Annotated in this window: 34 protein-coding genes; 19 read left to right on the top strand and 15 right to left on the bottom strand. The window is 38.3% G+C overall.

Annotated elements, in window-relative coordinates; genetic code table 11:
- Positions 1-26: 26 nt before the first annotated feature.
- Positions 27-1,049, top strand: a complete 1,023-nt coding sequence (locus P8610_RS15775) for a LacI family DNA-binding transcriptional regulator (protein ID WP_289495945.1) — start codon at positions 27-29, stop codon at positions 1,047-1,049.
- A gap of 165 nt (positions 1,050-1,214) precedes the next feature.
- Complete coding sequence (locus tag P8610_RS15770) at positions 1,215-1,373, top strand: hypothetical protein (protein WP_394605178.1); 159 nt, start codon at positions 1,215-1,217, stop codon at positions 1,371-1,373.
- A gap of 38 nt (positions 1,374-1,411) precedes the next feature.
- On the opposite strand, the gene ligD is transcribed toward P8610_RS15770, so the two are convergent.
- The 3 genes from ligD to P8610_RS15755 are packed head-to-tail and all read right to left on the bottom strand — an operon-like array spanning position 1,412 to position 4,145.
- Entirely contained in the window at positions 1,412-2,332 is a 921-nt protein-coding gene (gene ligD, locus P8610_RS15765) for a non-homologous end-joining DNA ligase (RefSeq protein WP_394605177.1), read from the bottom strand.
- Positions 2,305-3,267, bottom strand: a complete 963-nt coding sequence (locus tag P8610_RS15760; protein WP_394605176.1) for an RNA ligase family protein — start codon at positions 3,265-3,267, stop codon at positions 2,305-2,307. Before P8610_RS15760 ends, ligD begins: the two co-directional genes overlap by 28 nt.
- Positions 3,264-4,145, bottom strand: coding sequence for a Ku protein (locus P8610_RS15755; RefSeq protein ID WP_394605175.1), 882 nt, complete (start codon positions 4,143-4,145; stop codon positions 3,264-3,266). Before P8610_RS15755 ends, P8610_RS15760 begins: the two co-directional genes overlap by 4 nt.
- 162 nt (positions 4,146-4,307) lie before the next feature.
- Here P8610_RS15755 and P8610_RS15750 point away from each other — a divergent pair, with 162 nt between their 5' ends.
- On the top strand, positions 4,308-5,441 hold the full coding sequence (locus P8610_RS15750; RefSeq protein WP_394605174.1) for a histidine kinase N-terminal domain-containing protein: 1,134 nt from the start codon (positions 4,308-4,310) through the stop codon (positions 5,439-5,441).
- 58 nt (positions 5,442-5,499) lie between these two features.
- Here P8610_RS15750 and P8610_RS15745 read toward each other — a convergent pair whose 3' ends face one another.
- Positions 5,500-5,637, bottom strand: coding sequence for a hypothetical protein (locus P8610_RS15745; protein WP_394605173.1), 138 nt, complete (start codon positions 5,635-5,637; stop codon positions 5,500-5,502).
- Positions 5,638-5,693: 56 nt separating this feature from the next.
- Positions 5,694-6,557: a DegV family protein gene (locus P8610_RS15740; protein WP_394605172.1), complete on the bottom strand. Its 864-nt coding sequence runs from the start codon at positions 6,555-6,557 to the stop codon at positions 5,694-5,696.
- 157 nt (positions 6,558-6,714) lie between these two features.
- Between P8610_RS15740 and P8610_RS15735 the strand changes: the two genes are divergently transcribed.
- Together P8610_RS15735 and P8610_RS15730 are read left to right on the top strand one after the other, a co-directional pair.
- A complete protein-coding gene (locus tag P8610_RS15735; RefSeq protein WP_394605171.1) occupies positions 6,715-7,581 on the top strand; it encodes a YitT family protein in 867 nt (288 codons plus the stop codon).
- A gap of 141 nt (positions 7,582-7,722) precedes the next feature.
- Positions 7,723-8,538 carry a BsuPI-related putative proteinase inhibitor gene (locus P8610_RS15730; RefSeq protein WP_394605170.1) on the top strand — a complete coding sequence of 272 codons (816 nt, stop codon included), beginning with the start codon at positions 7,723-7,725 and terminating at the stop codon, positions 8,536-8,538.
- 70 nt (positions 8,539-8,608) lie between these two features.
- Here P8610_RS15730 and P8610_RS15725 read toward each other — a convergent pair whose 3' ends face one another.
- Both P8610_RS15725 and P8610_RS15720 read right to left on the bottom strand, forming a co-directional pair.
- Positions 8,609-8,869, bottom strand: a complete 261-nt coding sequence (locus tag P8610_RS15725) for a NifU N-terminal domain-containing protein (RefSeq protein WP_289495935.1) — start codon at positions 8,867-8,869, stop codon at positions 8,609-8,611.
- A gap of 27 nt (positions 8,870-8,896) precedes the next feature.
- Positions 8,897-9,349 carry a GNAT family N-acetyltransferase gene (locus P8610_RS15720; protein ID WP_289495934.1) on the bottom strand — a complete coding sequence of 151 codons (453 nt, stop codon included), beginning with the start codon at positions 9,347-9,349 and terminating at the stop codon, positions 8,897-8,899.
- 145 nt (positions 9,350-9,494) lie between these two features.
- On the opposite strand from P8610_RS15720, the gene P8610_RS15715 reads away from it, so the two are divergent.
- Positions 9,495-10,082 (top strand): GDSL-type esterase/lipase family protein, encoded by a 588-nt coding sequence (locus tag P8610_RS15715; protein ID WP_289495933.1) that lies wholly within the window; start codon positions 9,495-9,497, stop codon positions 10,080-10,082.
- 28 nt (positions 10,083-10,110) lie between these two features.
- Here P8610_RS15715 and P8610_RS15710 read toward each other — a convergent pair whose 3' ends face one another.
- Both P8610_RS15710 and P8610_RS15705 read right to left on the bottom strand, forming a co-directional pair.
- Positions 10,111-10,515, bottom strand: coding sequence for a DUF3813 domain-containing protein (locus P8610_RS15710; protein ID WP_394605169.1), 405 nt, complete (start codon positions 10,513-10,515; stop codon positions 10,111-10,113).
- Between the two features lie 2 nt (positions 10,516-10,517).
- A complete protein-coding gene (locus P8610_RS15705; protein ID WP_289495932.1) occupies positions 10,518-10,661 on the bottom strand; it encodes a hypothetical protein in 144 nt (47 codons plus the stop codon).
- Between the two features lie 203 nt (positions 10,662-10,864).
- On the opposite strand from P8610_RS15705, the gene P8610_RS15700 reads away from it, so the two are divergent.
- Complete coding sequence (locus tag P8610_RS15700) at positions 10,865-11,035, top strand: hypothetical protein (protein ID WP_394605168.1); 171 nt, start codon at positions 10,865-10,867, stop codon at positions 11,033-11,035.
- Here P8610_RS15700 and P8610_RS15695 read toward each other — a convergent pair.
- Positions 11,009-11,821 carry a Cof-type HAD-IIB family hydrolase gene (locus P8610_RS15695; protein WP_394605167.1) on the bottom strand — a complete coding sequence of 271 codons (813 nt, stop codon included), beginning with the start codon at positions 11,819-11,821 and terminating at the stop codon, positions 11,009-11,011. The genes P8610_RS15700 and P8610_RS15695 overlap by 27 nt on opposite strands.
- A gap of 221 nt (positions 11,822-12,042) precedes the next feature.
- Between P8610_RS15695 and P8610_RS15690 the strand changes: the two genes are divergently transcribed.
- The gene (locus P8610_RS15690) at positions 12,043-12,738 is read left to right on the top strand and encodes an alpha/beta fold hydrolase (RefSeq protein WP_394605166.1); all 696 of its coding nucleotides are present in this window, start codon (positions 12,043-12,045) and stop codon (positions 12,736-12,738) included.
- A gap of 3 nt (positions 12,739-12,741) precedes the next feature.
- Here the strand turns inward: P8610_RS15690 and P8610_RS15685 are convergent, their stop codons facing one another.
- Positions 12,742-12,933, bottom strand: a complete 192-nt coding sequence (locus P8610_RS15685; protein ID WP_137789879.1) for a hypothetical protein — start codon at positions 12,931-12,933, stop codon at positions 12,742-12,744.
- 106 nt (positions 12,934-13,039) lie between these two features.
- Between P8610_RS15685 and P8610_RS15680 the strand changes: the two genes are divergently transcribed.
- Genes P8610_RS15680 through moaD form a run of 4 tightly spaced genes read left to right on the top strand, consistent with a single transcriptional unit; the run spans position 13,040 to position 15,526 of the window.
- Positions 13,040-14,359, top strand: coding sequence for a molybdopterin molybdotransferase MoeA (locus P8610_RS15680; RefSeq protein ID WP_394605165.1), 1,320 nt, complete (start codon positions 13,040-13,042; stop codon positions 14,357-14,359).
- Positions 14,299-14,829 (top strand): molybdopterin-guanine dinucleotide biosynthesis protein B, encoded by a 531-nt coding sequence (gene mobB, locus P8610_RS15675; RefSeq protein ID WP_394605164.1) that lies wholly within the window; start codon positions 14,299-14,301, stop codon positions 14,827-14,829. Before P8610_RS15680 ends, mobB begins: the two co-directional genes overlap by 61 nt.
- Positions 14,826-15,287: a molybdenum cofactor biosynthesis protein MoaE gene (locus P8610_RS15670; RefSeq protein WP_394605163.1), complete on the top strand. Its 462-nt coding sequence runs from the start codon at positions 14,826-14,828 to the stop codon at positions 15,285-15,287. The genes mobB and P8610_RS15670 overlap by 4 nt, the downstream gene beginning before the upstream one ends.
- Complete coding sequence (gene moaD / locus P8610_RS15665) at positions 15,287-15,526, top strand: molybdopterin converting factor subunit 1 (protein WP_394605162.1); 240 nt, start codon at positions 15,287-15,289, stop codon at positions 15,524-15,526. The genes P8610_RS15670 and moaD overlap by 1 nt, the downstream gene beginning before the upstream one ends.
- Before the next feature lie 6 nt (positions 15,527-15,532).
- Here moaD and P8610_RS15660 read toward each other — a convergent pair whose 3' ends face one another.
- On the bottom strand, positions 15,533-15,697 hold the full coding sequence (locus P8610_RS15660; RefSeq protein WP_394605161.1) for a hypothetical protein: 165 nt from the start codon (positions 15,695-15,697) through the stop codon (positions 15,533-15,535).
- A 339-nt stretch (positions 15,698-16,036) separates the two neighbouring features.
- Positions 16,037-16,330 (bottom strand): HNH endonuclease, encoded by a 294-nt coding sequence (locus P8610_RS15655; protein WP_394605160.1) that lies wholly within the window; start codon positions 16,328-16,330, stop codon positions 16,037-16,039.
- Between the two features lie 88 nt (positions 16,331-16,418).
- Between P8610_RS15655 and P8610_RS15650 the strand changes: the two genes are divergently transcribed.
- A complete protein-coding gene (locus P8610_RS15650; protein ID WP_394605159.1) occupies positions 16,419-16,742 on the top strand; it encodes a hypothetical protein in 324 nt (107 codons plus the stop codon).
- Between the two features lie 89 nt (positions 16,743-16,831).
- Positions 16,832-17,011 (top strand): YjzC family protein, encoded by a 180-nt coding sequence (locus tag P8610_RS15645; RefSeq protein WP_289495922.1) that lies wholly within the window; start codon positions 16,832-16,834, stop codon positions 17,009-17,011.
- Between the two features lie 37 nt (positions 17,012-17,048).
- Here P8610_RS15645 and P8610_RS15640 read toward each other — a convergent pair whose 3' ends face one another.
- On the bottom strand, positions 17,049-17,228 hold the full coding sequence (locus tag P8610_RS15640) for a YjzD family protein (RefSeq protein ID WP_394605158.1): 180 nt from the start codon (positions 17,226-17,228) through the stop codon (positions 17,049-17,051).
- 415 nt (positions 17,229-17,643) lie between these two features.
- On the opposite strand from P8610_RS15640, the gene P8610_RS15635 reads away from it, so the two are divergent.
- The 3 genes from P8610_RS15635 (at position 17,644) to P8610_RS15625 (ending at position 19,935) form a co-directional block, all read left to right on the top strand.
- A complete protein-coding gene (locus tag P8610_RS15635; RefSeq protein ID WP_394605157.1) occupies positions 17,644-18,384 on the top strand; it encodes an alpha/beta hydrolase in 741 nt (246 codons plus the stop codon).
- 114 nt (positions 18,385-18,498) lie between these two features.
- A complete protein-coding gene (locus P8610_RS15630; protein WP_394605156.1) occupies positions 18,499-19,410 on the top strand; it encodes an NAD-dependent epimerase/dehydratase family protein in 912 nt (303 codons plus the stop codon).
- Between the two features lie 345 nt (positions 19,411-19,755).
- Positions 19,756-19,935, top strand: coding sequence for a ComZ family protein (locus P8610_RS15625; RefSeq protein ID WP_394605155.1), 180 nt, complete (start codon positions 19,756-19,758; stop codon positions 19,933-19,935).
- A gap of 37 nt (positions 19,936-19,972) precedes the next feature.
- Here P8610_RS15625 and P8610_RS15620 read toward each other — a convergent pair whose 3' ends face one another.
- Positions 19,973-20,275, bottom strand: a complete 303-nt coding sequence (locus P8610_RS15620) for a YppG family protein (protein WP_289495918.1) — start codon at positions 20,273-20,275, stop codon at positions 19,973-19,975.
- 190 nt (positions 20,276-20,465) lie between these two features.
- Here P8610_RS15620 and P8610_RS15615 point away from each other — a divergent pair, with 190 nt between their 5' ends.
- Both P8610_RS15615 and P8610_RS15610 read left to right on the top strand, forming a co-directional pair.
- A complete protein-coding gene (locus tag P8610_RS15615) occupies positions 20,466-21,398 on the top strand; it encodes a beta-ketoacyl-ACP synthase III (RefSeq protein WP_394605154.1) in 933 nt (310 codons plus the stop codon).
- Positions 21,399-21,440: 42 nt separating this feature from the next.
- A partial coding sequence (locus P8610_RS15610; RefSeq protein ID WP_394605153.1) for a beta-ketoacyl synthase N-terminal-like domain-containing protein occupies positions 21,441-21,934 on the top strand: 494 nt, incomplete at its 3' end.

Genomic DNA, 21,934 nt, shown 5'->3' with positions numbered 1-21,934 from the left:
AAATAGTCTGAAAGGAGGACTATAACATGTCAGTTACAATAAAAGATGTAGCAAAATTAGCAGATGTTGCTCCATCTACCGTATCGAGGGTAATCGCGAACAACCCTCGCATATCAGAAAAAACAAAACGAAAAGTAAAAGAAGCAATGGACTATCTTGGCTATCATCCAAACTTCAATGCTAGAAGTTTAGCAAACCGAAGCACACAGGCTATAGGACTCGTTATGCCAAGCTCAGCCGATAAAGCATTCCAAAACCCCTTTTTTCCTGAAGTAATCAGAGGGATCAGTACAATTGCTCACGAACAAGAATATGCTCTATATATGTCAACGGGAAATACGGAAGATGAAATATTTGAAGGGGTAGTCCGTATGGTGCAAGGACGCCGTGTTGATGGGATCGTGATGTTATATTCCCGTGTGGATGACCGAATCATGTGCTATTTGCAAGAACAGAAATTTCCGTTTACCGTAATCGGTAAGCCGTTTAAGAACGCGGAAAACATTACTCATATTGATAATGATAACTTTAAGGCAGCACAAGAAATGACGGAATATCTGATTTCACTCGGACATGAACGAATTGGTTTTGTAGGTGGAAATCTTAATTTAGTAGTAACCATTGACCGGTTATTGGGATACGAAAAAGCCATTAGAAACGCAGGGCTTCCTTACAAAGACGAATATATTGTGCATGAGGAGTTCCTAAAAGAAGGAGGGCAGGAAGCGGTTAAAGAGCTTCTCGCTTTAAAAGAGCCTCCATCCGCACTCTTGGTAATTGATGATGTTATGTCATTTGGCGTACTAAGTACACTAAATGAACTAGGAGTAAGTGTTCCTGGAGATATATCATTATTGAGTTTCAATAATGTTATGTTGTCCGAACTCTCATCACCTTCATTAACTTCTGTAGATATTAATATATTTAAACTCGGTTATGAAGCTGCTAAAGGATTGCTAGAATGCATTAACTCACCTGATAAACCAGCAAAGCGAGTTGTCGTACCATTTGAATTAGTGAAACGACAGACTTGCAGCAGTGTTAAATAAAGGCTGTTTTCTAAAATGTTGCTCACCGCTGGCATCGCGGAAAGCGAGCATACTATAACGGGATCAATCACTTCCAAAAGCAACATAGTTTGCAAAAACAGTCTAAATAAAATGCTGTTTTAAGAAGGAAAGCTGCTTTCATTTTTTTTCTTCTGTGACAGTTGATTGGAGTGTAAGGGACGAGACTCCTGCGGGACAGGCGGGCAGGTGAGACACTTAAGAGTGAAACGTACAAATGTGGCTCACCGCCTGCCCGCGGAAAGCGAGCACCTGGAACGGAAATCAACCACTTACACTAACAACTTTACGAAAACAGGCAAATAAAAAAACAAAGCCTCAAGAAGATAGATTCTCTTATCTTCTTAGAGGCTTTTTTCTTTTAGTGCTTTTATGACAGGCAAAATCGGCTGATTACTTTTGGCATTAAAGAAGTCTTTAAATGGATCGCCAACTTCTTTCAATCGATCATGTATTACGTTTAAAGGGAACATTTCGGGTTTTAAAGTCTGATTCACTTCATGCCAGTATAATGGTGTAGCAATAAGAGCGTCTTCATTACCTCTTACAGAATAAGGGGCAATAATGGTTTTACCTTCCGCATGCTGAATATAGTCTATATAACATCTGTTTCCTCGGTTTTTCTTCAATCGTTCAATTGTAAACCATTTAGGCTCTTGCTGAATCAGATAATGAGCAAGGAACTCTGTAAATCGGCGGGAATCGTCAAAAGTTACCCGATCATCTGGTAGCGGTATGTATATTTGCATACCTTTATTTCCGCTCGTTTTAATGAATGTAGTAAGGTTTAACTTGTCACAAATTTCTTTAATCATAATAGCTGCTTCAACAGATAGATGAAACTCATTTCTGGAAGGAGGGTCTAGATCCATAACGATTTCTGACGGATAACTCGTACTTGCTGTTCGATAAGGTATGTGAAACTCAAAGGCTAGCTGATTTCCGAGCCACAATAAAGTCGGCAAGTTGTTGCACACGATATAATTGATGTCATCTTCCTTCACGGTGTTTACAAAGATTGGAGCATAATCCGGGCAATTTTTTTGATAAAATCGCTCATCACCAACGCCATGAGGATACCTAATAACGGTTAAAGCTCGGTCTCTTAAAAAAGGGAGCATATAGGGAGCGATTTGAGTCAAATAATTAATATATTCTACCTTCACAATACCGAGTTCTGGCCAAAGTGGCTTATCAGGGCTAGTCAAAGTGACAACTTCACCGTTAACGTTTAGGTTTAATTGTTCTTTTGCAGGCTTTCCCATGTGCATTCCTCCCAATTTACATCAAATCGGAAAGATACAAACCTAGGCTGTCTTAGTTGGTTCTTATACAGCTCCAAATAGGAAATGTCTACGCAAATTGAAGGTTCTATCAAAATGAGAGAACCCGATTTTCCGTTTTGATTTTTTTTCACAATCTGAATCAATGCTTCTTTCTCTTCAGGAGAAATTCCATGAGAAAACAATCCTGTAGAGAAAATGGTATGATCTTTTATAACACCTACATGGAAAAAGCCGTTCTCCGTATCATAGCCAAGGACGAAAAATGTATTTATTATAAGGTTTTTCACTTTAATCCATTTATTAGCCCTTACTCCGGGTGACCATTTGTTACTAATATCCTTTGCCACAATCCCTTCACTTTTGTATGTTTGAACCGTCTTTTTCAGCATTATTATGTCAGAAGTAAAAGGAACATAATTCATACGGCTTGTAAGTGATACTTCATTTACTGAAACCTCAAGCATTTGAAGGAGATGCTGCAGCTTTTCTTTTCTTTCTAAAAAGGGCTGCTGATATATATACTTGCCTTCCATCGCGAGTAGATCAAACGCACAATAAGATGAAGGGAAGAGTTCAGATGCCTGTTTAATTTTATCACTTTGTTTGAGTCTTCCTCTTTTTTGAATCTGTTCAAAGCTCGCTTTAAAAGGACTTTCAAGTATGCAAAGCTCTCCATCAATTAAAAGGGGAAAAAGGTGTTTAATGTCTCCCTCAAAATGCTTTAAGCGATTAGGGATCTCTGGGAAAATAGTATGAAGGTTGTGACCGTTTCTAGAAGTCATGATGATGGAGGATTCGTCCCAATATAAAAGACATCTGAACCCGTCATATTTCACTTCATATACCCAATTCTCACCTTTAGGTAAATCGGTTGAGAGAGAAGGGAGCATGGGTTTTAAAAACGTACTGATCATGAACTAGCTTTCTTTTTTGCGGATGATTTTTTCTTTTTGGGTTTTGTTTCGTCAGTACTTTTCTTAGATGACGCTTCTTTCGTTTTCTTTCCTTTATCTTCAGAATCTTTCCCTTTACTTTCATTGATGGATGCTTGAAGTGCTTCCATAAGATCCACAACATTGGTTTTTGGTTTTTCTTTAGCTACTTTTACTTCATCACCAGAAATCTTGCTGTTGATCAATTCCAGAACGGCTTCACGGTATTCATCTTCATATTTTTCTGGTTCAAACGGAGACGTTAATTGTTCAATCAGCTGTTTTGCCATCTCAACTTCTTTATCATTTAGTGAAACATCGTCTGTTAAACCAGGTACATGGTCAACATTTCTAACTTCGTCTGGATAAAAAATCGTCTCCAAAACAAGACCATTCTTATAAACACGAACTGCAGCAAGATGTTCTTTGGATCTTAAAGTAAATTTAGCTAGCCCGATTTTCCCCGTATCTTCCATTGCTTTCTTAAGAAGAGCAAATGATTTTGTACCATTTTCTCCAGGGCCGATGAAATAGGAACGATTATAAAAAATGGGATCGATCTCATCTAACTGGATAAAATCAATGATTTCAATGGATTTATCAGATACACCAGCTAGCTCGTCTAATTCTTCCTTTTCTACTACGACAAACTTCCCTGGTTCGTATTCATACCCTTTAACAATTTCCTTTGAATCTACAGTTTCTTCACAAACAGGACAGATCTTTTCATATTGAACAGGACTATGGCACTTTTCGTGAAGATACCTCATTTTTATATCTTTATTTTCAGTAGCAGCAAACAGCTTAATCGGAATGTTTACTAGACCGAAGCTGATTGCACCTTTCCACATCGTATGCATGGAAACCATCCTTTCAAACTCATTTATGAGATAGTTTCTCCATACTGTAGTACATCATGTATATTTTTCCATAGATTATACAGATTTCGACAATGCATTGTAGAAATATGCAATATCATTCATAATGGGGAGAGAATTCGTTTTACTTAAAGGGTGATTATATTGGATAGCAGTACAAACACAAAAACAAATACAGAACTCGCTCATTTTTTAAGCGAACAAAAATCAAGCATTGTAGAAAAATGGCTGGAAAGAGTACTGTTGCCTCAAAATGACCCTTTCTATGAAGAAGTAAAAAAGAACGGACATCAAACCATTGTAGAACTGATCAACTTTTTGGAAACAGGGTCACTTGAAAGATTGCATGCATTAACAAGCAAGATTGCAAAAGAGCGGATTGAAGCTAAAGCGAACGTAGGGGACTTTGTCCACAACATCAATGTGGGACGGAGCATCGTATATGAGCTATTAATGTGTTCATTGTTAAATGACCAAGCAAAAGGCGATGGTGTCTTAAAGATGCAGCGCTATTTTGATCAGCTTGTATTTTTAAGCGTGAAAGAATACACAGCACTCAAGGATTCCATTATCGACCGAAAAAATCAGTTCATTCAAGAGATGCATCATGATCGATTGACCATGCTTGGTCAGATTGCAGCTAGCTTTGCACATGAATTCCGTAATCCGCTAACATCTGTAAAGGGTTTCATTTACCTGTTGCAAAAAGAGCTGGAAAAAACAGATCAATCACAGTATTACTTCGATATCATTCAAAATGAGATGAAAAGTCTTGAAGAAAAAATCACTCAGTTTCTTTATTTATCAAAAATGAGAGGCTTAGAAGATAAGCTTGAAAAAATTCCGCTAACATCGCTGCTTAAGGAAATGATGGAGTTCATGTATCCTCGGTTTACGGAAGCGAATATTGTTACGAGTGCAGAGTTCGGAGATAAAGCTCTGATTGAAGGGGATAGCGCACAAATCAAGCAAGTGTTATTAAATATCCTTGTTAACGCTGTCGAAGAGCTTAGCGGCTGGAATGGTGAAAGAAAGATCAAAGTTTCATTAAAAAGAAGCGAAAATCAAACAGTTGAACTGGCGATCTGCAACAACGGTAATCCCATTCCTGAATATTTGCTTGATAACGTGTTTGAACCGTTTGTTACAACGAAGTCTCTTGGGACGGGTCTTGGTCTCTCTGTTTGTAAACAGATCGTTGAAAAACACAACGGGTCAATTGATGTAAGTTCAGGGGAAGACTTCACGTGTTTTACTATTCATTTTCCTTTGATATAAATGAAGTGTTTTCAAAAGAAAAAAGCTCCCTGATAAGGGGGCTTTTTAATTTGGCTTTTTATAGACGATCAGGCTCTTTAGAATAGGGCTGTTTGCCTTTTTGCTTTATTTCAAGTTCTGCTTCATTTTTCAATTGATTCATCGCCTGATTATCTTCAGGGCGTTTATTGTTGTCTTTTGTATTACGATGTGTCATGAATATCCCTCCTGTCACTAACATCTGTCAGAAGGTAGTCATTTATTCATAATGTTTTAAGAAACTTTTTTAGGTGTATTTAAAAAGAATAACGCGATTGTACCCGGACCGGCATGTGCGCCGATTGCGCAGCCAATCATCGTAATTAAGATGTTTTTGTTTCCGGTCTCTTCAATAATAAGTTCTTTTAATGCTTGGGCCGTTTCGGTATCATCCGCATGACTGATTCCAATTGTAATGTCATTAAGTGATGTAGCGCGTTCTTTCATAATCTCTACCATGCGACCAAGAACTTTTTTCTTTCCGCGCAGTTTTTCTAAAGGAAACAGCTTGCCATCTTCCATATGTAAAACGGGTTTAATTTTCAACAGTGTACCCATTACTGCTGCGGTTTTGCTGACTCGTCCGCCTCGCAATAAATATTCAAGGTCATCAACGGTAAAAATATGTTCAAGATGATCACGGTAATGTTGAAGTGTATGTATGATTTCATCGAAAGACTTTCCGTCTTTAGCTTCTTTGGCTGCTTCATAAACCATTAAGCCATAACCCAATGATGCCGATTGACTATCAAAGACCTCAATTTGAGCGTCTGGATATTCTTCAAGCACTTCGTTTTTCATAAGTACAGCAGTCTGATAGGTGCCGCTAATGCCGGAAGACAGTGTTACATAGATGGCAGGTTGTCTATTTCGAGCAAATGAGGCTAAAGTTTCTTTAATTATGGATGGAGGGACTTGTGCGGTTTTTGGAACAGAGCCATCCTTCATGTATGTATATAGCTGCTTTGGTTCAATATTCGATCGATCGAGAAACTCTTCATTATTTACCTGTACAACTAAAGGGAGCATCGTAATTTCGTACTCATCTAAAATCTGTTTAGGTAAATCTGAACCTGTATCGGTAATTATCGTAGTCATTATTATTTCACCTGCTTGGCTTTTTTCTATAGTTTAACTTGTGATGGAATGAAAAGGCAATGTTCATGTATAAAAAATAGCTCATTTGGCTATTGACGGGGTATATCCTTTTCTGTTAAAAATGAATCTTGGATTAAGAAAGGAGGGGCCCTCACACATGACAGAACGTTTTCGCTTAAGCGATCTTGGTACAACAGAATTTAAAAAAATCTTTTTTATTATTGTAGGCTCTCTATTGAATGCCGTTTCACTGAACATGTTTTTAATTCCAGCTAAAGTTTATGCGAGCGGATTTACAGGGGTTTCACAGTTAATATCATCTTTGCTTGTCAATACTGCTTTCCCTATTAGTACTGGTATTCTGTACTTATTATTTAATATTCCGGTTACGATTTTAGGTTGGATGAAAGTAGGAAAGTCATTTACGATATACAGCTTCTTAAGTGTTATCATGATTACGGCATTCCTTGAAATCATTCCAATAACCGTTGTCTCAACGGATATTTTGCTGAATGCTGTGTTTGGAGGAGTAATTGCTGCATTAGGTGTAGGGATTACATTAAAGTATGGGGCATCTACTGGAGGATTAGATATCATAGCGATGATTCTTTCCAGAATGAAAAACAAACCAATCGGCGGTTACTTTTTCGTCCTTAATGGATTAATCATTCTTGCTGCTGGATTTCTTTTCGGATGGGAAAAGGCGCTGTACACACTTGTTGCACTTTACGTATCTTCCCGAGTTATTGATGCCGTACATACGCGTCACGAAAAGCTGACCGCTATGATTGTCACGAAAAAAGGGAAAGAGATACAAGAAGCAATCCACGGTAAAATGGTTCGTGGAATTACAATCGTTCCTGCTAAAGGAGCATTTTCTAAGCAAGAGAAAGAAATGCTTATCATCGTCATTACTCGTTATGAACTATATGATCTGGAGCAAGTCCTAAAAGAAGTAGACCCGAATGCCTTTACGAACATCGTTCACACCACAGGCATCTACGGCTTCTTCAGAAATGACTAAGGGGGTCTGACCCCACACAAATACAAAATCTTCAAAAATGTACACACGGTATGGACAAGGTCCATACCGTGTTTTTATTTATGAATCTTTTCAATAAATTCACCATATAAAGGTAAAAATGTAATTGAGGTGATCATCATTATGAAGCAATTGACAAAGTCCTTATTCGCCATCTTCTTATCAATTGTTGTTACAACATCCATTCTTTCTGCCTGCACCAAAGAAGAAAAGAAACCTGAGAGTAAAACGGGTAATGTAAGCTCTCAGCTAAAGCCTGTCATTTCCATTCAGCAAAGAAATAATGGAATAGACTTTTTGGCTGTGATTGAAAACCAAAGCAATCACACGGTAACACTGAGTTTCAAAAGTTCTAAAATGTTCGATGTAACCGTTTCAAATTCATCGAACAAAGAGGTGTTTAGACATTCAAAGGGTAAAACATATGAGCAGAAACAAGAGAACGTTCAGATTAAAGCTGGAGCAAGCCATATATGGAAATCGAAGTGGAGGGTTCCTGCAGAAGAAAGAAAAGCAGGAATCTATAAAGTGAAAGCGGCTTTCACTCCAAGTAAGATCACACCAGGAGCTCTTAAGACAGAAGATTTAACAGTGGAAGAAACACTTACCTTACAAGCCGGCTTAGGTGACGTGAAGAACAATTCATTTCGGAACATCCATTTTTCCGGCAAAGATGGTGTTTACAAGGTTTCTGGAGAGGCAAGAGTTTTCGAGGCATCTTTTGCTTATACAGTTTCAGATGGACATACCATTTTCGTAGAGAAGCATGAGCAAACGAGTGAAGCTGCACCAGCATGGGCACCATTTTCTTTTGCGATTAAAATTCCAGAGGAAGACCTTCCCATTAACGGTACGCTTATGTTAGAACTTTTCTATTTCAGTCCAAAAGATGGTGAGAGGACTGATATACTTGCTGTGCCATTACAAAGATTTAAGTAATCAATATCGCCTCAATTTAAAAAACCAGCCTGAATTAAAAAAAGGCTGGTTTCCAACGATAAATTAAATTTTATGCATTCTCTTCTAACGCTTTTTGAATTTCTGGCATTAATTCGTTCCAGTCACTGTCGTTCGTCTTATTAACCGTAATAAAGTTCTCAAAACCAAAAATTGATTCTACACCGTCAATGGATAATAACGCTTTAGCTAGAGCTGAATCTGATTCATCCCCAACTCGTGCAGAAAGTCTGCCTTCTAAAAATTTCTCTGAACCATCAAATTTAATTGCGTTTGGGTTTGGTGTAGGTTGGATCGAAAATTCGATTGCCATGTTTGAACACTCCTTCATATTTTAGAATCAAAAGTGAAATGCATATCTTTTAGAGATGATATCATGAAAATCCAGTGAGTTATACAAATGCTTCGTTACAGAATTGTTTATTCCTGTTTCGAGTTCAATGGATTTGATACCATCACGTTCAGCCCAATAGATTAAATGAAGCAAAAGTTTCCGTGCGATTCCTTTGTTTCGGTGTTCTTCGTGTACATAAAGCTCGTTTAACCATAAATAAGGTCCACCGATGCGAAGACTTACTCCCAAATTGAAAAAGGCGATACCAATCACAGAATTTTCTTCTTCAGCAATAATAATCCCGCTTTTATCAGGATTATCAAGTGCCATCTTAATACCCGCAAGCGTTCTGGATTGTTCTTCTGGCTCACCATCCATCGTTCGCTGCTGCAGAAATAAGTGTGCAATTTCTTCGATGATATGTGATTCAGCTTCATTCGTTACACGATATATTTTCATACAATGCCCCCAAAATTACTCTAAAACGTTAGATGTCTCTTTCACATAACACATTATAACAAATTTATTGAGTGTTTGACGTTTGATAAATGGAAATTTCTTTCGAATAGTTTAATAATAGGTATCGAAAGGGAGATGAGTAAGAATGAAGACTCTTGTTTGTTTTGGAGACAGCATCACTTCAAAAGAAAAGAGTAAAGATGGCTCGCTAAGATTAACTTCCCGTTTGAGGCAAGAGCTAACAGAGTGGGTGGTCATGAATGCTGGTATCCCTGCAGAAACGACAAGGGCTGCTCTAGTCAGACTGCAAGACGATGTATTACGTCATCAGCCTGATTTTGTGACGATTCTTTTTGGAGCGAACGATTCAAGTGATCATAGACTCATTCCTTTAAAAGAATACGAAAAAAACCTCACATACATGGTGAATAAGATTGGTGCAGAAAAAGTGATCTTAATAAGTCCAGCACCAGTTTACGAAGAACAGCAAAAAGCTCGGACAAATGAAAGAATGAAAAAATACGCTCAGATCGTAAAAAAGGTCGCAAAACACGAGGGAACCTCATATGTCCCTTTGTTCGAAACCCTCGTTGAAAGAAACATTCAAAAATATGTAATTGACGATGGGCTCCATTTTAATAAGTTTGGCTATGAGGAGTTAGCTGAACTGGTACTAAGAAAAATAAACATGTTAACAGCGATAACTTTTCCAAAAAAACAGCTTTCTCCATAAAAGAGAAAGCTGTTTATTATTTATTTTTTTACTTTAAAGAATCTGGATTTTCTTCCAATAGGCTCTGTGCGTCTTCTAAACTTAATCCAGTCGCTTGAGAGAAAGATTGAGGCTGCCCAGACTCTGAGTGGCCGGGTTCAGCATGTCCAGAAGTAATTTGTTCAGAAAGTGTATTTTGGGATGCTCCAGAATGAGAATGTGCATCAAGTTCCTTTTGAAATTCAGCAAGTTGCGCACGCTCTGCATCTGATGAATTAGCCATCGCAGAAGAAAGAGCATTTTGTGCAACTTCCATATCATGACCAGAAAGTTCAGCATGAGCGGAATGTTGACTGTTTGAAATATTGTTATTCAGCTCATGTGTTGAATTTTGTACCTTGCCAACAGCCTGCTGAACGGCATTTTTAGCGATTTGAAATAATTTGTTTGCCATCGTTATATGCCTCCTAATGAATTTCTCTCTTCTTTTTCGCGTTTACGATCTTCTTGTTCATCTTTACTGAAAGCCATTGTTGTTTCTTGGCTAACCATATCTGCACCTTGCTTGATGGTGCGTTTTGAACGGCTCTTTTTGCTCATTGGAATACCTCCTTTTCTCCCGTAAGTTTAGTTTTTACCGTAGTTAGTACAATATGTAGTCATAAAATCATTCCAACATAAAAAGAAATGGAAAAACAAAAAATCCCCAGCTGATTTTCGGCTGGAGATTTTTTGGATTGCTTCTTTTTTGTAAGTAGTAGCTTTTTTCCATGTCCTCTTTGCAAAGTTGATTGGAGTGCAAGGTGCGAGACTCCTGCGGGACAGGCGGGCAGGTGAGACACTTAAGAGTTACACGTCCAAATGTGGCTCACCGCCTGCCCCGCGGAAAGCGAGCGCCTGTAACGGAAATCAACACTTTCAAGATCAACAAAGGTATACGAAAAAAATCAAACCAATTTCAAAACATTTTTTAAATAATGAGCAATTCCTTCTTCCTGGTTTGTTAATGTTACATAGTTTGCACGTTCTTTCAATTCATCAATAGCATTTCCCATTGCCACACCATGGCCTGCATATTCAATCATCTCAAAATCATTGTCTTCATCGCCAAAAGCAATAATGCGTTCTTGCGGAATATTATAATATTCGGCGATTTTTTTAAGCCCTGTTGCTTTACTGATTCCAGAGCGGATAACCTCAATAATATTCCAAGGTGCTGCCCAGACTCTTTGATCAACCACTTCAGCATGTTCTTTTTCAAGCATCGCTCTTAATTCTGCAATATGATGATCTTCTGGATGAACTAAAATCGCCGTTGGATCTTCTTTAAGCGTTTTATGCAGATCACCAATTTGAAGAGGATTCTCATTCATGATGAAGGTGTTTACAATTACTTCATCGGGTCTTTTTAAATAGACGTCGTCCAAAACTTCTACCATAATATTTTTTACTTTAAACGTTTCACAGGCTGTAATAATCCTCTTGGCTACATTCAGTTCAAGTGGTGAATGGTGAATACCAAATTCAGCGTCATGCGGATGGTGCACGAATGCTCCATTAAAATTAACGATGGGAGTTTTCAACTCAAGTTCTTCGTAATACATGTTAGATGAACGGAACGGTCTGCCAGTAGAAATGCAAACATGATGTCCTAGATCAATCAGCTTAAAAAGTATTTCTTTAGTTTTACGGGGAATCTTTTTTTCATCTGTCAATAACGTTCCGTCAAGATCCAGTGCAATTAAGTATGGTTGTGTCACGAAAGTACCTGCCTTTTTTAGAATGCTTTACGTAAAGTGTATTATTTTACTTAGAAAAAGTCTATTCAGACAGGTCTTCATTCATGAAAAAGAAACATGTCTCATGATAAGATGGAAAAAAAGAGAAAGAGGGAGATACACTTTATGGTTTCAATACAAAAAGGAACGGTTAACGATATTCCTTTCTTAATGGCTGAAAAAAAGAAAATACCGGTAAAGCATTGCCGCTGTTTATTTTTATACATGGATACACAAGTGCCAAAGAACATAATTTACACTTTGCCTATTCCCTCGCCGAAAAAGGATTTCGAGTGATCTTACCAGATGCTCTTCATCATGGGGAACGCATTGTATCAAACCCTCCAAAAAGTATGGATTACGATTTTTGGAATATTGTTCATCAAGGCATCCAGGATGTTAACACAATAATCGACTGGGCTAATGATAACGAACTCGTTGCAGAAGGCCAAATCGCTGTTGGTGGAACTTCAATGGGGGCTATTATTACGTACGGATCACTTGTAAATAACCATGAAATTAATGCTGGATGTGCGCTTATGGGTACACCAGCTCACGAAAAATTTGCAAGGTGGCAAATTGAAAGAATACAAAAAGCTGGTTATGAGATCCCGCTTACTATGAATGAACTTGAGAAATCCATTGCCTTTATCAAGGATTATGATCTTACGATGAATATCGAAAAATTAAACAACAGACCGTTATTTATTTGGCATAGTGAAGTCGATGCTGTTATCCCTTATGAGTTTGCAAAACCATATGTTGAGACCTTAACTAAAAACAGTCAATCCGTTTATATGAACGACAAAACATCAGGTCATAAAGTTTCACGTGCTGCCTATTTAAATGCAGTAGAATGGATCACACAACAATTGAAAGTAAAAAAAGAAACGGTGTAATCATTACCCCGTTTCTTCCAGTTTAAGTCTATATGTTCTTTTTGGCTGATACATATGATCAATTTCGTCGATTTGTTTTTGCAGGGAATGCATGATGCGGAGTGAGAAAACTCCTTGTTCGTTAAATTCTTCTGGGATGTCGGTAATGGTTACTTTATAGCCAGAACGGTGGTAATATTCATAAGAAACCTTCATATGTTCAACATCCTTTCTATAATTTAAAAAAATAATAACAAACTTGTCCTCAAAAGTAAACTGAAAAGTGTTTATTTTCTGAAAATTAATTAAAGGAGGGAATTCTTTGCCTGTTACAAAAAGAACACCACTTCCCGTAGCTGACGCTGTACATAAAATAATGACACATTCAAGATTATGGGGTACAGAGAAAGTACCTCTTACTGAGAGTGATGATCGAATAGTAGCGGAGAATTTAATAGCAACACATGACGTTCCTCCTTTTAACCGTTCCCCTTATGATGGATTTGCTATCTTTTCTGCAGATACGAAGGTTGCTTCCCAAACCAACCCAGTAACGTTAAAAGTAGTTGAGACTATAGGAGCGGGGCATGTCGCATCAAATAGCGTCAAAAGCGGTACTGCAATTCGCATCATGACAGGGGCAAAGATTCCAGAGGGTGCAGACGCTGTAATCATGCTCGAACTTGTAAAAGAAATGACAAATCAAGAAACACCTTATATAGAAATAAAAAGATCTGTAAAAAAAGATGAAAATATCTCTTTCCAAGGTGAAGATACAAAGCAAGGAAAGCTATTAGTGAAAGCAGGTACAAAAATCACACCCGGTATTGTTGCGATTCTTGCGACATTTGGCTATCACCTGGTACCTGTATACAAAAAGCCTGTCGTCGGAATTCTTTCAACAGGAACTGAACTTCTTGATGTACATGAAAATCTTCAGCCTGGAAAGATTAGAAACAGCAATGCTTACATGACCGCAGCACAAGTAAGAGCAATGGGGGCAGAAGTGAAGTTATATCAGCACAGAGAAGATGATTTTGATTCTCTGTATCAAAGTGTAAAAAAATATCTGAAAGAGACAGATATTTTAATCACAACCGGTGGTGTCTCTGTGGGTGACTATGACTATCTTCCTGCGATCTATGAAAAGTTAGGAGCAGAAGTGCTGTTTAATAAGATCGCTATGCGGCCTGGCAGCGTGACAACGGTAGCTGTACACAAAGGCAAATGGCTGTTTGGTCTTTCTGGAAACCCATCAGCTTGCTTTGTAGGTGCTGAACTGTTTGTAAGGCCAGTGATTTTATCAGGCATGAAGATGCATAAACCGCATTGCGCTGTCACAAAAGCCACACTAGCAAGTGATTTTCCTAAACCTAATCCTTTCACTCGGTTTGTAAGAGCTACTTTAACAGAAGAATATGATAGGAAAATCGTGACTCCTGCTGGTCTGGATAAATCGAGCTCCGTCTCATCACTCATTGAAGCAAATTGTCTGATCGTCTTGCCAGGCGGTACAAGAGGGTGGGAAAAAGGAAGTGAGGTTGCTGTTCTTACATGGCATGGAGAAGGGAGTGCATGGCCTTGGAACCACCCGTTATTCTCCAAGTCGTCGGTTACCAAAACAGCGGAAAAACAACCTTAATCACAAAATTGATCAAAAGATTAGAGAAGCACCGTTTACAAACCGGGGTTTTAAAACATCACGGACACGGTGACAGCCTGGAACTTAACGATTTTGGCAAAGACACTGAACGGCATCGCAATGCAGGGGCGTATATAACGAGTGTTACATCAGCAAAAAATTCAATTTTGTCTTTGGATTCAGAGTTATCAATTGATCAAGTAATAGCCATTTATACGGTATTAAAAATGGATTGCATTTTAATAGAGGGATACAAAACATTTCAATACCCAAGAGTAGTGCTATTTCGTGACAATAAAGGTGAAGAAGACCTTTTAAGTCAGTCAGAACATGTTATAGCACGAATACATGATAATCAAATTGAACAAAGCACAGATAACCCTCATTTTTATTGGGCAGAGGAAGAAAAATGGTTAGATTATCTATCGAGTTATATCCTGAAGTGCCATAAGGAGAGAAAAGGATCATGAAACGGTTTAATATTGCGACAGAGCCTATTAATAATCAAGACGTTATTGATCAAGTGGTCCATCATAATGCAGGAGCAATTTCTGTATTTATTGGAACGGTTAGAGAGATGACAGGGGATAAACAAACTAAATTTCTTCATTATGAAGCGTATGTACCAATGGCTGAAAAACAGCTCCAAAAAATTGGAGACGAGATTCAAGAGAAATGGCCGAATGCTATAATTGCTATTACTCATCGAATCGGAACACTTCAAATTTCTGATGTTGCTGTCACAATCGCTGTATCAACTCCTCACCGTCAAGATGCTTTTGAAGCAAGCCGTTACGCGATTGAGCGTATTAAAGAAATTGTTCCAATCTGGAAAAAAGAACATTATACAGATGGAGAAGAGTGGGTTGGCAATCAAAAGGGAACAGAAAGCTATCCTGCTGGTCATCCAGAAGGAGTGGAGAAATAATGGTACACATTTTATTGTTTGCAAGTTTAGCACAGCAAGCAGAAACAGAAAAAGTATCAATTGATGTGGACTCAACCCGATCAGTAGAGGAAATCAGAAGTCTGCTGCAAAATCAGGTGGGACAGCTTAACGGAATTGAACATGCACTCGTTGCAGTGAATGAAGAATATGTAGAGCTTACTGATGAAGTTAAAGATGGTGATACAGTAGCCTTCATTCCGCCTGTTAGTGGTGGCTGATCTATTTTAGAGGCTGTTTTTGTAAACTTTTTGAAAGTAGTTGATTTCCGTTCCAGGTGCTCGCTTTCCGCGGGGCAGGCGGTGAGCCACATTCGTACGTTTCACGTATAAGTGTCTCACCTGTCTAGTTGTAGCGGCTAGCCCCTCGAGGTCAAAAGTTAAATGGCCCACAAGGCAAAGTGCGCCTTGCTAGCTCATTCACCTTTTACTTGTCGGGGCTGAACGAGCCACTTCCACTTTTCGGACTGCCCACCTGTCCCGCAGGAGGCACGCACCTTGCACTCCAATCAACTTGCAAATGATGAGAAATAAAAAGGCAAAAGCTATAATCTTTAAGTAAATAACAAAAAGGAATTTGACTGCAGTTACTCGTCAGATTCCTTTTTGTTTTGCTCAAAACAGGTATAGCATATATTTGATCCATCTATTACGTACCCTTGAAAAAAGCCGTCTGTGCAATATAGGTCTTTACCGCATTTTCCACAAGTGCCCACTAATTCATTCATATCATCATCTCCTTCTCTTTAGTCGATTTGATTTTTTCATACGTGGTAATGCAGAGGCAGGCTGCTTTCTTAACCATTTAAGAAATTTTTTTAAATCAGGAGCATTTCTTAGAGATTCAATAGTAGCGTAAAGTAATGCAAGTTCAGCATTTGTATATAGAAAGTGAATCTGTTTATGACAAGGAATACAAAGATTAGCGGTTTCCGAAAAGCGGCCGCCTTCTTCTTTTGGAATCAAATGATGAACCGTTAATTCGACGGGTTCTCTTCTGCAAAGCTCACATGTACCTTTCTCCACTTATTTTTCAATCCCTTCACAATTGTAATTAGGCACAAGTACCATCTTCTTTTTCTTTGAATAGGATGTGGTAAAAGGAGGGGGTAATATGTATCCACAACCATATCCGTTTGGAGGATCACAAAACTTCGGAGTGCAGTCAGCAGGAATGGGCCGTTCACCGTTTAAAAAAATATATAAAACATGTATGAAAAACAGAAACCAGCATGTTCAATTAATGTTGATGGATGGTATAACATATACGGGATTTATTGAGTATGTTGATCAGCAGAACGTTTATTTTGCGATACCGTATGTTGAAAAGCAGCAAGAAAACCGTAATCAAGACGCTCAGTATGATGTTAGAAACTATCAGATCTATCGTTGTGTGTTTCCGCTGCATGCCGTAGCGGGAGTTAATGGAGCATATTAGGCAAATTTTTGTTGTTATTACTTCTTTTTTTTAGCAAGTGTTATCGAGCGAACCGCGGGTAACCTATAAAAGAAAGGAGGGTACATCAAATGGGGCAGAACAAACATTTTAAACATGGTCAAAAAGCACCGAATAATGGGATGTATGTTGAGATCGGTGAGACAGGAAGCATGGTAAATGATCCACAGCAGATTCATTTATCAGCAGGTGACCGTTTTCCGGAAACAACAAACCATAATCGCGTGTGGTCATATAAAAGAAAGCCATAACAAAAATAAAAACCCGGAAACAGTCCGGGTTTTTATCTTATATCTCTTCGCTTTTTGCTGGCAGTAATTCACCTAATACAGAAATAACGACTGTAAATACTACTCCGAAAATAGAAGCTTTTACAAAATCGAATGTTCCGCCTTGCATTGAAACAAGCACATAAAAAATCATATTGCTTAATAATAAAGACCAAATTAACGTCCAAATATAACGCATGCTACATTCACCTCTTTATGTAAACGAATTCTTTACCCTTCTGTATAGTAACAAAAGTTGAGATAAAGGGAAAGATTCTTTCTGTATTTTATCTAACATTATGTCATAAATGTTAATAATTTTCATAAATTGTTCATGCTTAACAGGATAAAGTGCATGAACAAAGAAGAAGGTACATAAACCAACATGCTGAACACTTTCATGTGCAAAATAAAGGAGGTAAAAAAATGGAGCAAAAGTGGGAGGAATTAAAGGCGTTGGAAGAACAAGATGAAAAGAACTTGACTCAACAAGGAAAAGAAACGTTAGAACAGCTTAAAAAAGAGCTCGATTCTTAAAACTTAGGCATATAACTTTAGCTAAAAATTTTCCCCTGCATACATTAGATAAGAAAAGCAAATGCGAGGGGAGAATAGTGAGTATCGATAAACGCACTTTCCAAATTGATAATCAATGGAATATCATACATCTACCAGAGCAGCCGAATGGTTTTGCAGTTATGATCATCGGCGATTGCAGCCATTATGTTGATGAATATACAAGTCTTTGGAAACAAAACACTGAACGCGCTAACCTCATACAATCCCTCAAAAATCAAGGATACACCATATTTTATTCTAACTTATATGGAAGACATTGGGGCAGTCCTGCATCAGTAATACTTGCAAAGAGACTATACCATTATGTAATGAAACATGAAATCTTAAATCCCAATATACATTTGATCGCGGAGGGCATGGGTTCGCTCGTTGCACTGCGACTTATGGAGGACATGGAAAATCAAATTCGTTCCGCCCTTTTTATTAATCCTTGTATAGATTTAAAGCATCATTTTAACCATGAAAGACAAAACCGTTTATTCTTTAAAAGGCTGATAAGAGAAATTAGTTCCGCTTATCAAACACAAGTAGATGATGTAGAGCTTCTTATTGACAGTCTTCCTTCCATAAAAGATCTTAAAGCAAAAACTCCGGTTCAAATATGGCATGCCGCAAGAGGTGTAGCTTTTAATTTCAAAGATCACAGCAGGTCATACGAAAAGAGAAGACTAGATATTCATGCCCCGATTACCCTTTCCATTCATGTACCTGAAACGACATTCAATCCAGCCAGGGCATTTCAAGCGTTTTTTAAAAATCATGAAAAAGTGTTATGAACCTCATTGAAAAGAAGTAATCAATGAGGTTTTTGTGTGGAAAAAAAGTATCGTATTCTTAGGAGCTTCCCCATAGGATAGTAAGAGGAGAAAAATGGAACTGGAGGCTCTTACATGAAAAAGGCATTTGTAACAGGAGCGGCAGGTTTTATCGGTTATCATTTGTGCAGCCGTTTATTGGATGAAGAAGTTGATGTAGTCGGCATAGATATGGCAGCTTCTCCAGACCGGATAGACTATATTGCACGTCACGCTGGATTTCAATACCTTCCTATGGATATTAATGAAGCCGACCTTCAGCCTCACACTAACGGATGTGATGTAATCTTTCACCTGGCTTGTTCAGTCAAACCTACTGCACCGTGGGCAAATATAGAGGATGAAGTACAAAGGCATGTTTCTGTATTGAAAAAAGTGGCTTCATTTGCGAATAGTCAAACAAAACTTGTATACGTTTCCTCGTATGATGTATATGGCAAAAGACAAGGTGATGTTCTTGAAACTTCCCCTAAAAATCCAGAAACCTTGTTTGGACTTATCAAGCTAACAGAAGAAAATATGGTGAAACAGTTAGCCGAACAGTACGATTTTCCGTTTGTAATAATGCGGTTACCAACAGTATATGGACCAGGGCAGCCAGAGCATCATACGTACCAGCAAGTGATATCGATAGAAGATCAGGATCAGGAAAGAAGTGAGTCCATTTCAAAAGATTCGATTACAGAAGACGTGTTATTCGTTGACGATGCAGCTGAGGCGCTGTACTTAGCCGGAAAGTCCCCAGCAAAGAACGAAATCTATAACATTTCAAGCGGAAACCCAAACCAGTGGTTGGAAGGCTTGACCGAATTAAAAGCAGATAAATTATCATTTAAAGAAAAAAGAAAGATGAGGATTAAAGGTGAAAAAGCTGAAGCGGAACTTGGATTTCGAGCAAAGACGAAAATAAAAGAAGGCATCATGAAGCAGATCATGCATTTTAGAAACAAAAACAAAAAATCAAAGCCGAATTCAAAAGAAATATAGCTGTAAAGGTGCTCTTGAAGATTTCGGGAGCACCTATTTTGATTTTGTGGGGCTATAATTGTAAATTGTTTAGGGTATATAGTTGGTGAATCGGTGTCGAGGTATGTCGACTCGCCGATAAATGAGCAAAACTCGCTGTAATTCTTTCGAAATTTCTAGGATTATTCCGGAAATTTCTTGAATAAATTATCCGAATACCCTAGCCAGTATTAGTGAAGGGATAACAAAACGGTCAGCATTTATAATGAAATTTAATCACAAAACATTTGTCCATCACTCACTTTTCTTTATAATAGAAAGCGGGTTAATAATCCGTGTACATATAGAAAGGGAGGATCTTAAAAAATGGATACAGAACGCAACATGAAATTTATGCAGATCGCTATGAGTAATCTGCCTGAAGCACAAGCATTTCTTGAGAAAAAAGGAATTGAGCTAGGTATGGAAGATGTTCAGCCGATGCTTCAGCTTTTGATGAATGTGATGAACGACGCTTACGAACTTGGTAAAGAAGAGAATAAGTAAACATAAGAAAAAGCCAGCCCGTGTCGGGTTGGCTTTTTTACTTCTTTTTAAACGCAGAGAAGATAGGTGAGATCTGTTGTGCGACTTTAACGGATTGATCGATAACGGCGAAAATTTTATTATAATCCAGTGAGCCTTCCTGCGTTCTGAAAGAATGTAAAAATGGGCGAGGCATTGGTTGGTGAAAAGGTACAGGCATGCCTCTGAATCCAGGGCCACCAAAATGTTGTGGAGGTGGGAAACCTTGTTGCATATGCTGATGCTGATTATGGCCCATAGGGAAACGTCCAGGAAACTGCGGAGGATACATTGGCTGCTGTCTAGCTTGAGGATTATGCATGTTGAACCACTCCTAGTATCAATTTCACTAAACTTACATTTTTCTTCCATACAGGATATGCCCTAAGCACTGTATTGGTGAAAGAAAAGAACTTTAACTAGACAAATTCATATAGATAACATAAAATTAGTACCAGGTCATAATAATTGATATAAACTATTTAAAATTTTTAAGCCAAAGGGGTAATGTTATGAATGCAGGAATCATTGGGATGGGCAGCTATATCCCGGAAAAAATTCTAGCGAACTCCGACCTGGAAAAAATGGTAGATACAAACGACGAGTGGATTCGGACTCGAACAGGAATCGTAGAACGTAGAATTGCAGAAGAATCAATGACAACATCTCATATGGCTCGATTTGCAGCTGAAGATGCACTGAAAGATGCAGGTATTTCAGCAGAAGAGATCGATCTTATTGTTGTAGCTACAGTTACACCAGATAATCCTTTTCCTTCAGTTGCTTGCCAGCTCCAAGATTATTTAGGTGCCAAAAACGCTGTTGGAATGGATGTCAGCGCAGCTTGTGCTGGGTTTATTTACGGCTTGGTCGTAGCAAAGCAATTTATTGAAACGGGCACGTACAAAAATGTTCTAGTCGTTGGTGCTGAAAAGCTATCAAAGATTACAGACTGGAAAGATCGTAATACAGCTGTACTTTTTGGAGATGGAGCAGGTGCTGCAGTTCTATCTAAGGTGAGTGAAGGAAGAGGTATTCTTTCATTTGAGCTTGGATCTGACGGAACAGGTGCAAAACATCTTTATCAAAATGAATTTATCCATATGAACGGACGCGAAGTTTTTAAATTTGCAGTGCGGCAAATGGGTGAGTCATCACTGAATGTAGTTCATAAAGCAGGGCTTACTAAAGAAGACGTTGACTTTTTAATACCACATCAAGCTAATATTAGAATTATGGAAGCATCAAGAGAAAGATTAGAACTACCGAAAGAAAAAATGGTCATGACGATCGATCGCTTTGGCAATACGTCATCAGCATCCATTCCGATGGCATTAAAAGAAGCACTAAAAGATGGTAGAATAAAAGAAGATCATACAATCGTACTTGTTGGATTCGGTGGCGGACTTACTTGGGGTGCTGTTGCGCTTCGCTGGGGAAGATAAGCCCTAACTAACAATGATGTACAAAGGAGAGTTGGTTTTACAATGAAAAAAAGAGTAGTCGTAACAGGCATGGGAGCCGTAACTCCTCTTGGAAACAGTGTAGAAGAAACATGGAAAAAGATTGTTGAAGGTCAAAGCGGGGTAGGTCCGCTTACAAGAAGAGACTCTGAAAAGTTTCCTGTAAAAGTTGCCGCAGAAGCAACAGAATTTAACCCGGAAGATTTTATGGATAAAAGAGAAGCACGCCGAATGGATCGTTTTACACAATTTGCTGTTGCTGCGTCTATCATGGCTGTTAAAGATGCAAATTTAGATATCACTGAAGAAATCGCTCCGCGCGTAGGTGTGTGGATTGGTTCTGGTATTGGTGGAATGGATACACATGAAGAGCAGTTTCGTATTTTTGAAGCAAAAGGGGTTAGACGTGTAAGTCCATTCTTCGTACCGATGATGATTCCGGACATGGCTTCAGGCCAAGTTTCAATTACAATTGGTGCAAAAGGAATGAACTCTTGTACGGTAACAGCTTGTGCTTC

The sequence above is a fragment of the Fictibacillus sp. UD genome (genome assembly GCF_043558025.1).
GTDB lineage: Bacteria > Bacillota > Bacilli > Bacillales > Fictibacillaceae > Fictibacillus.
Note: the sequence above shows the minus strand (reverse complement) of the source record. Positions and strands in the feature narration are given on the sequence as shown.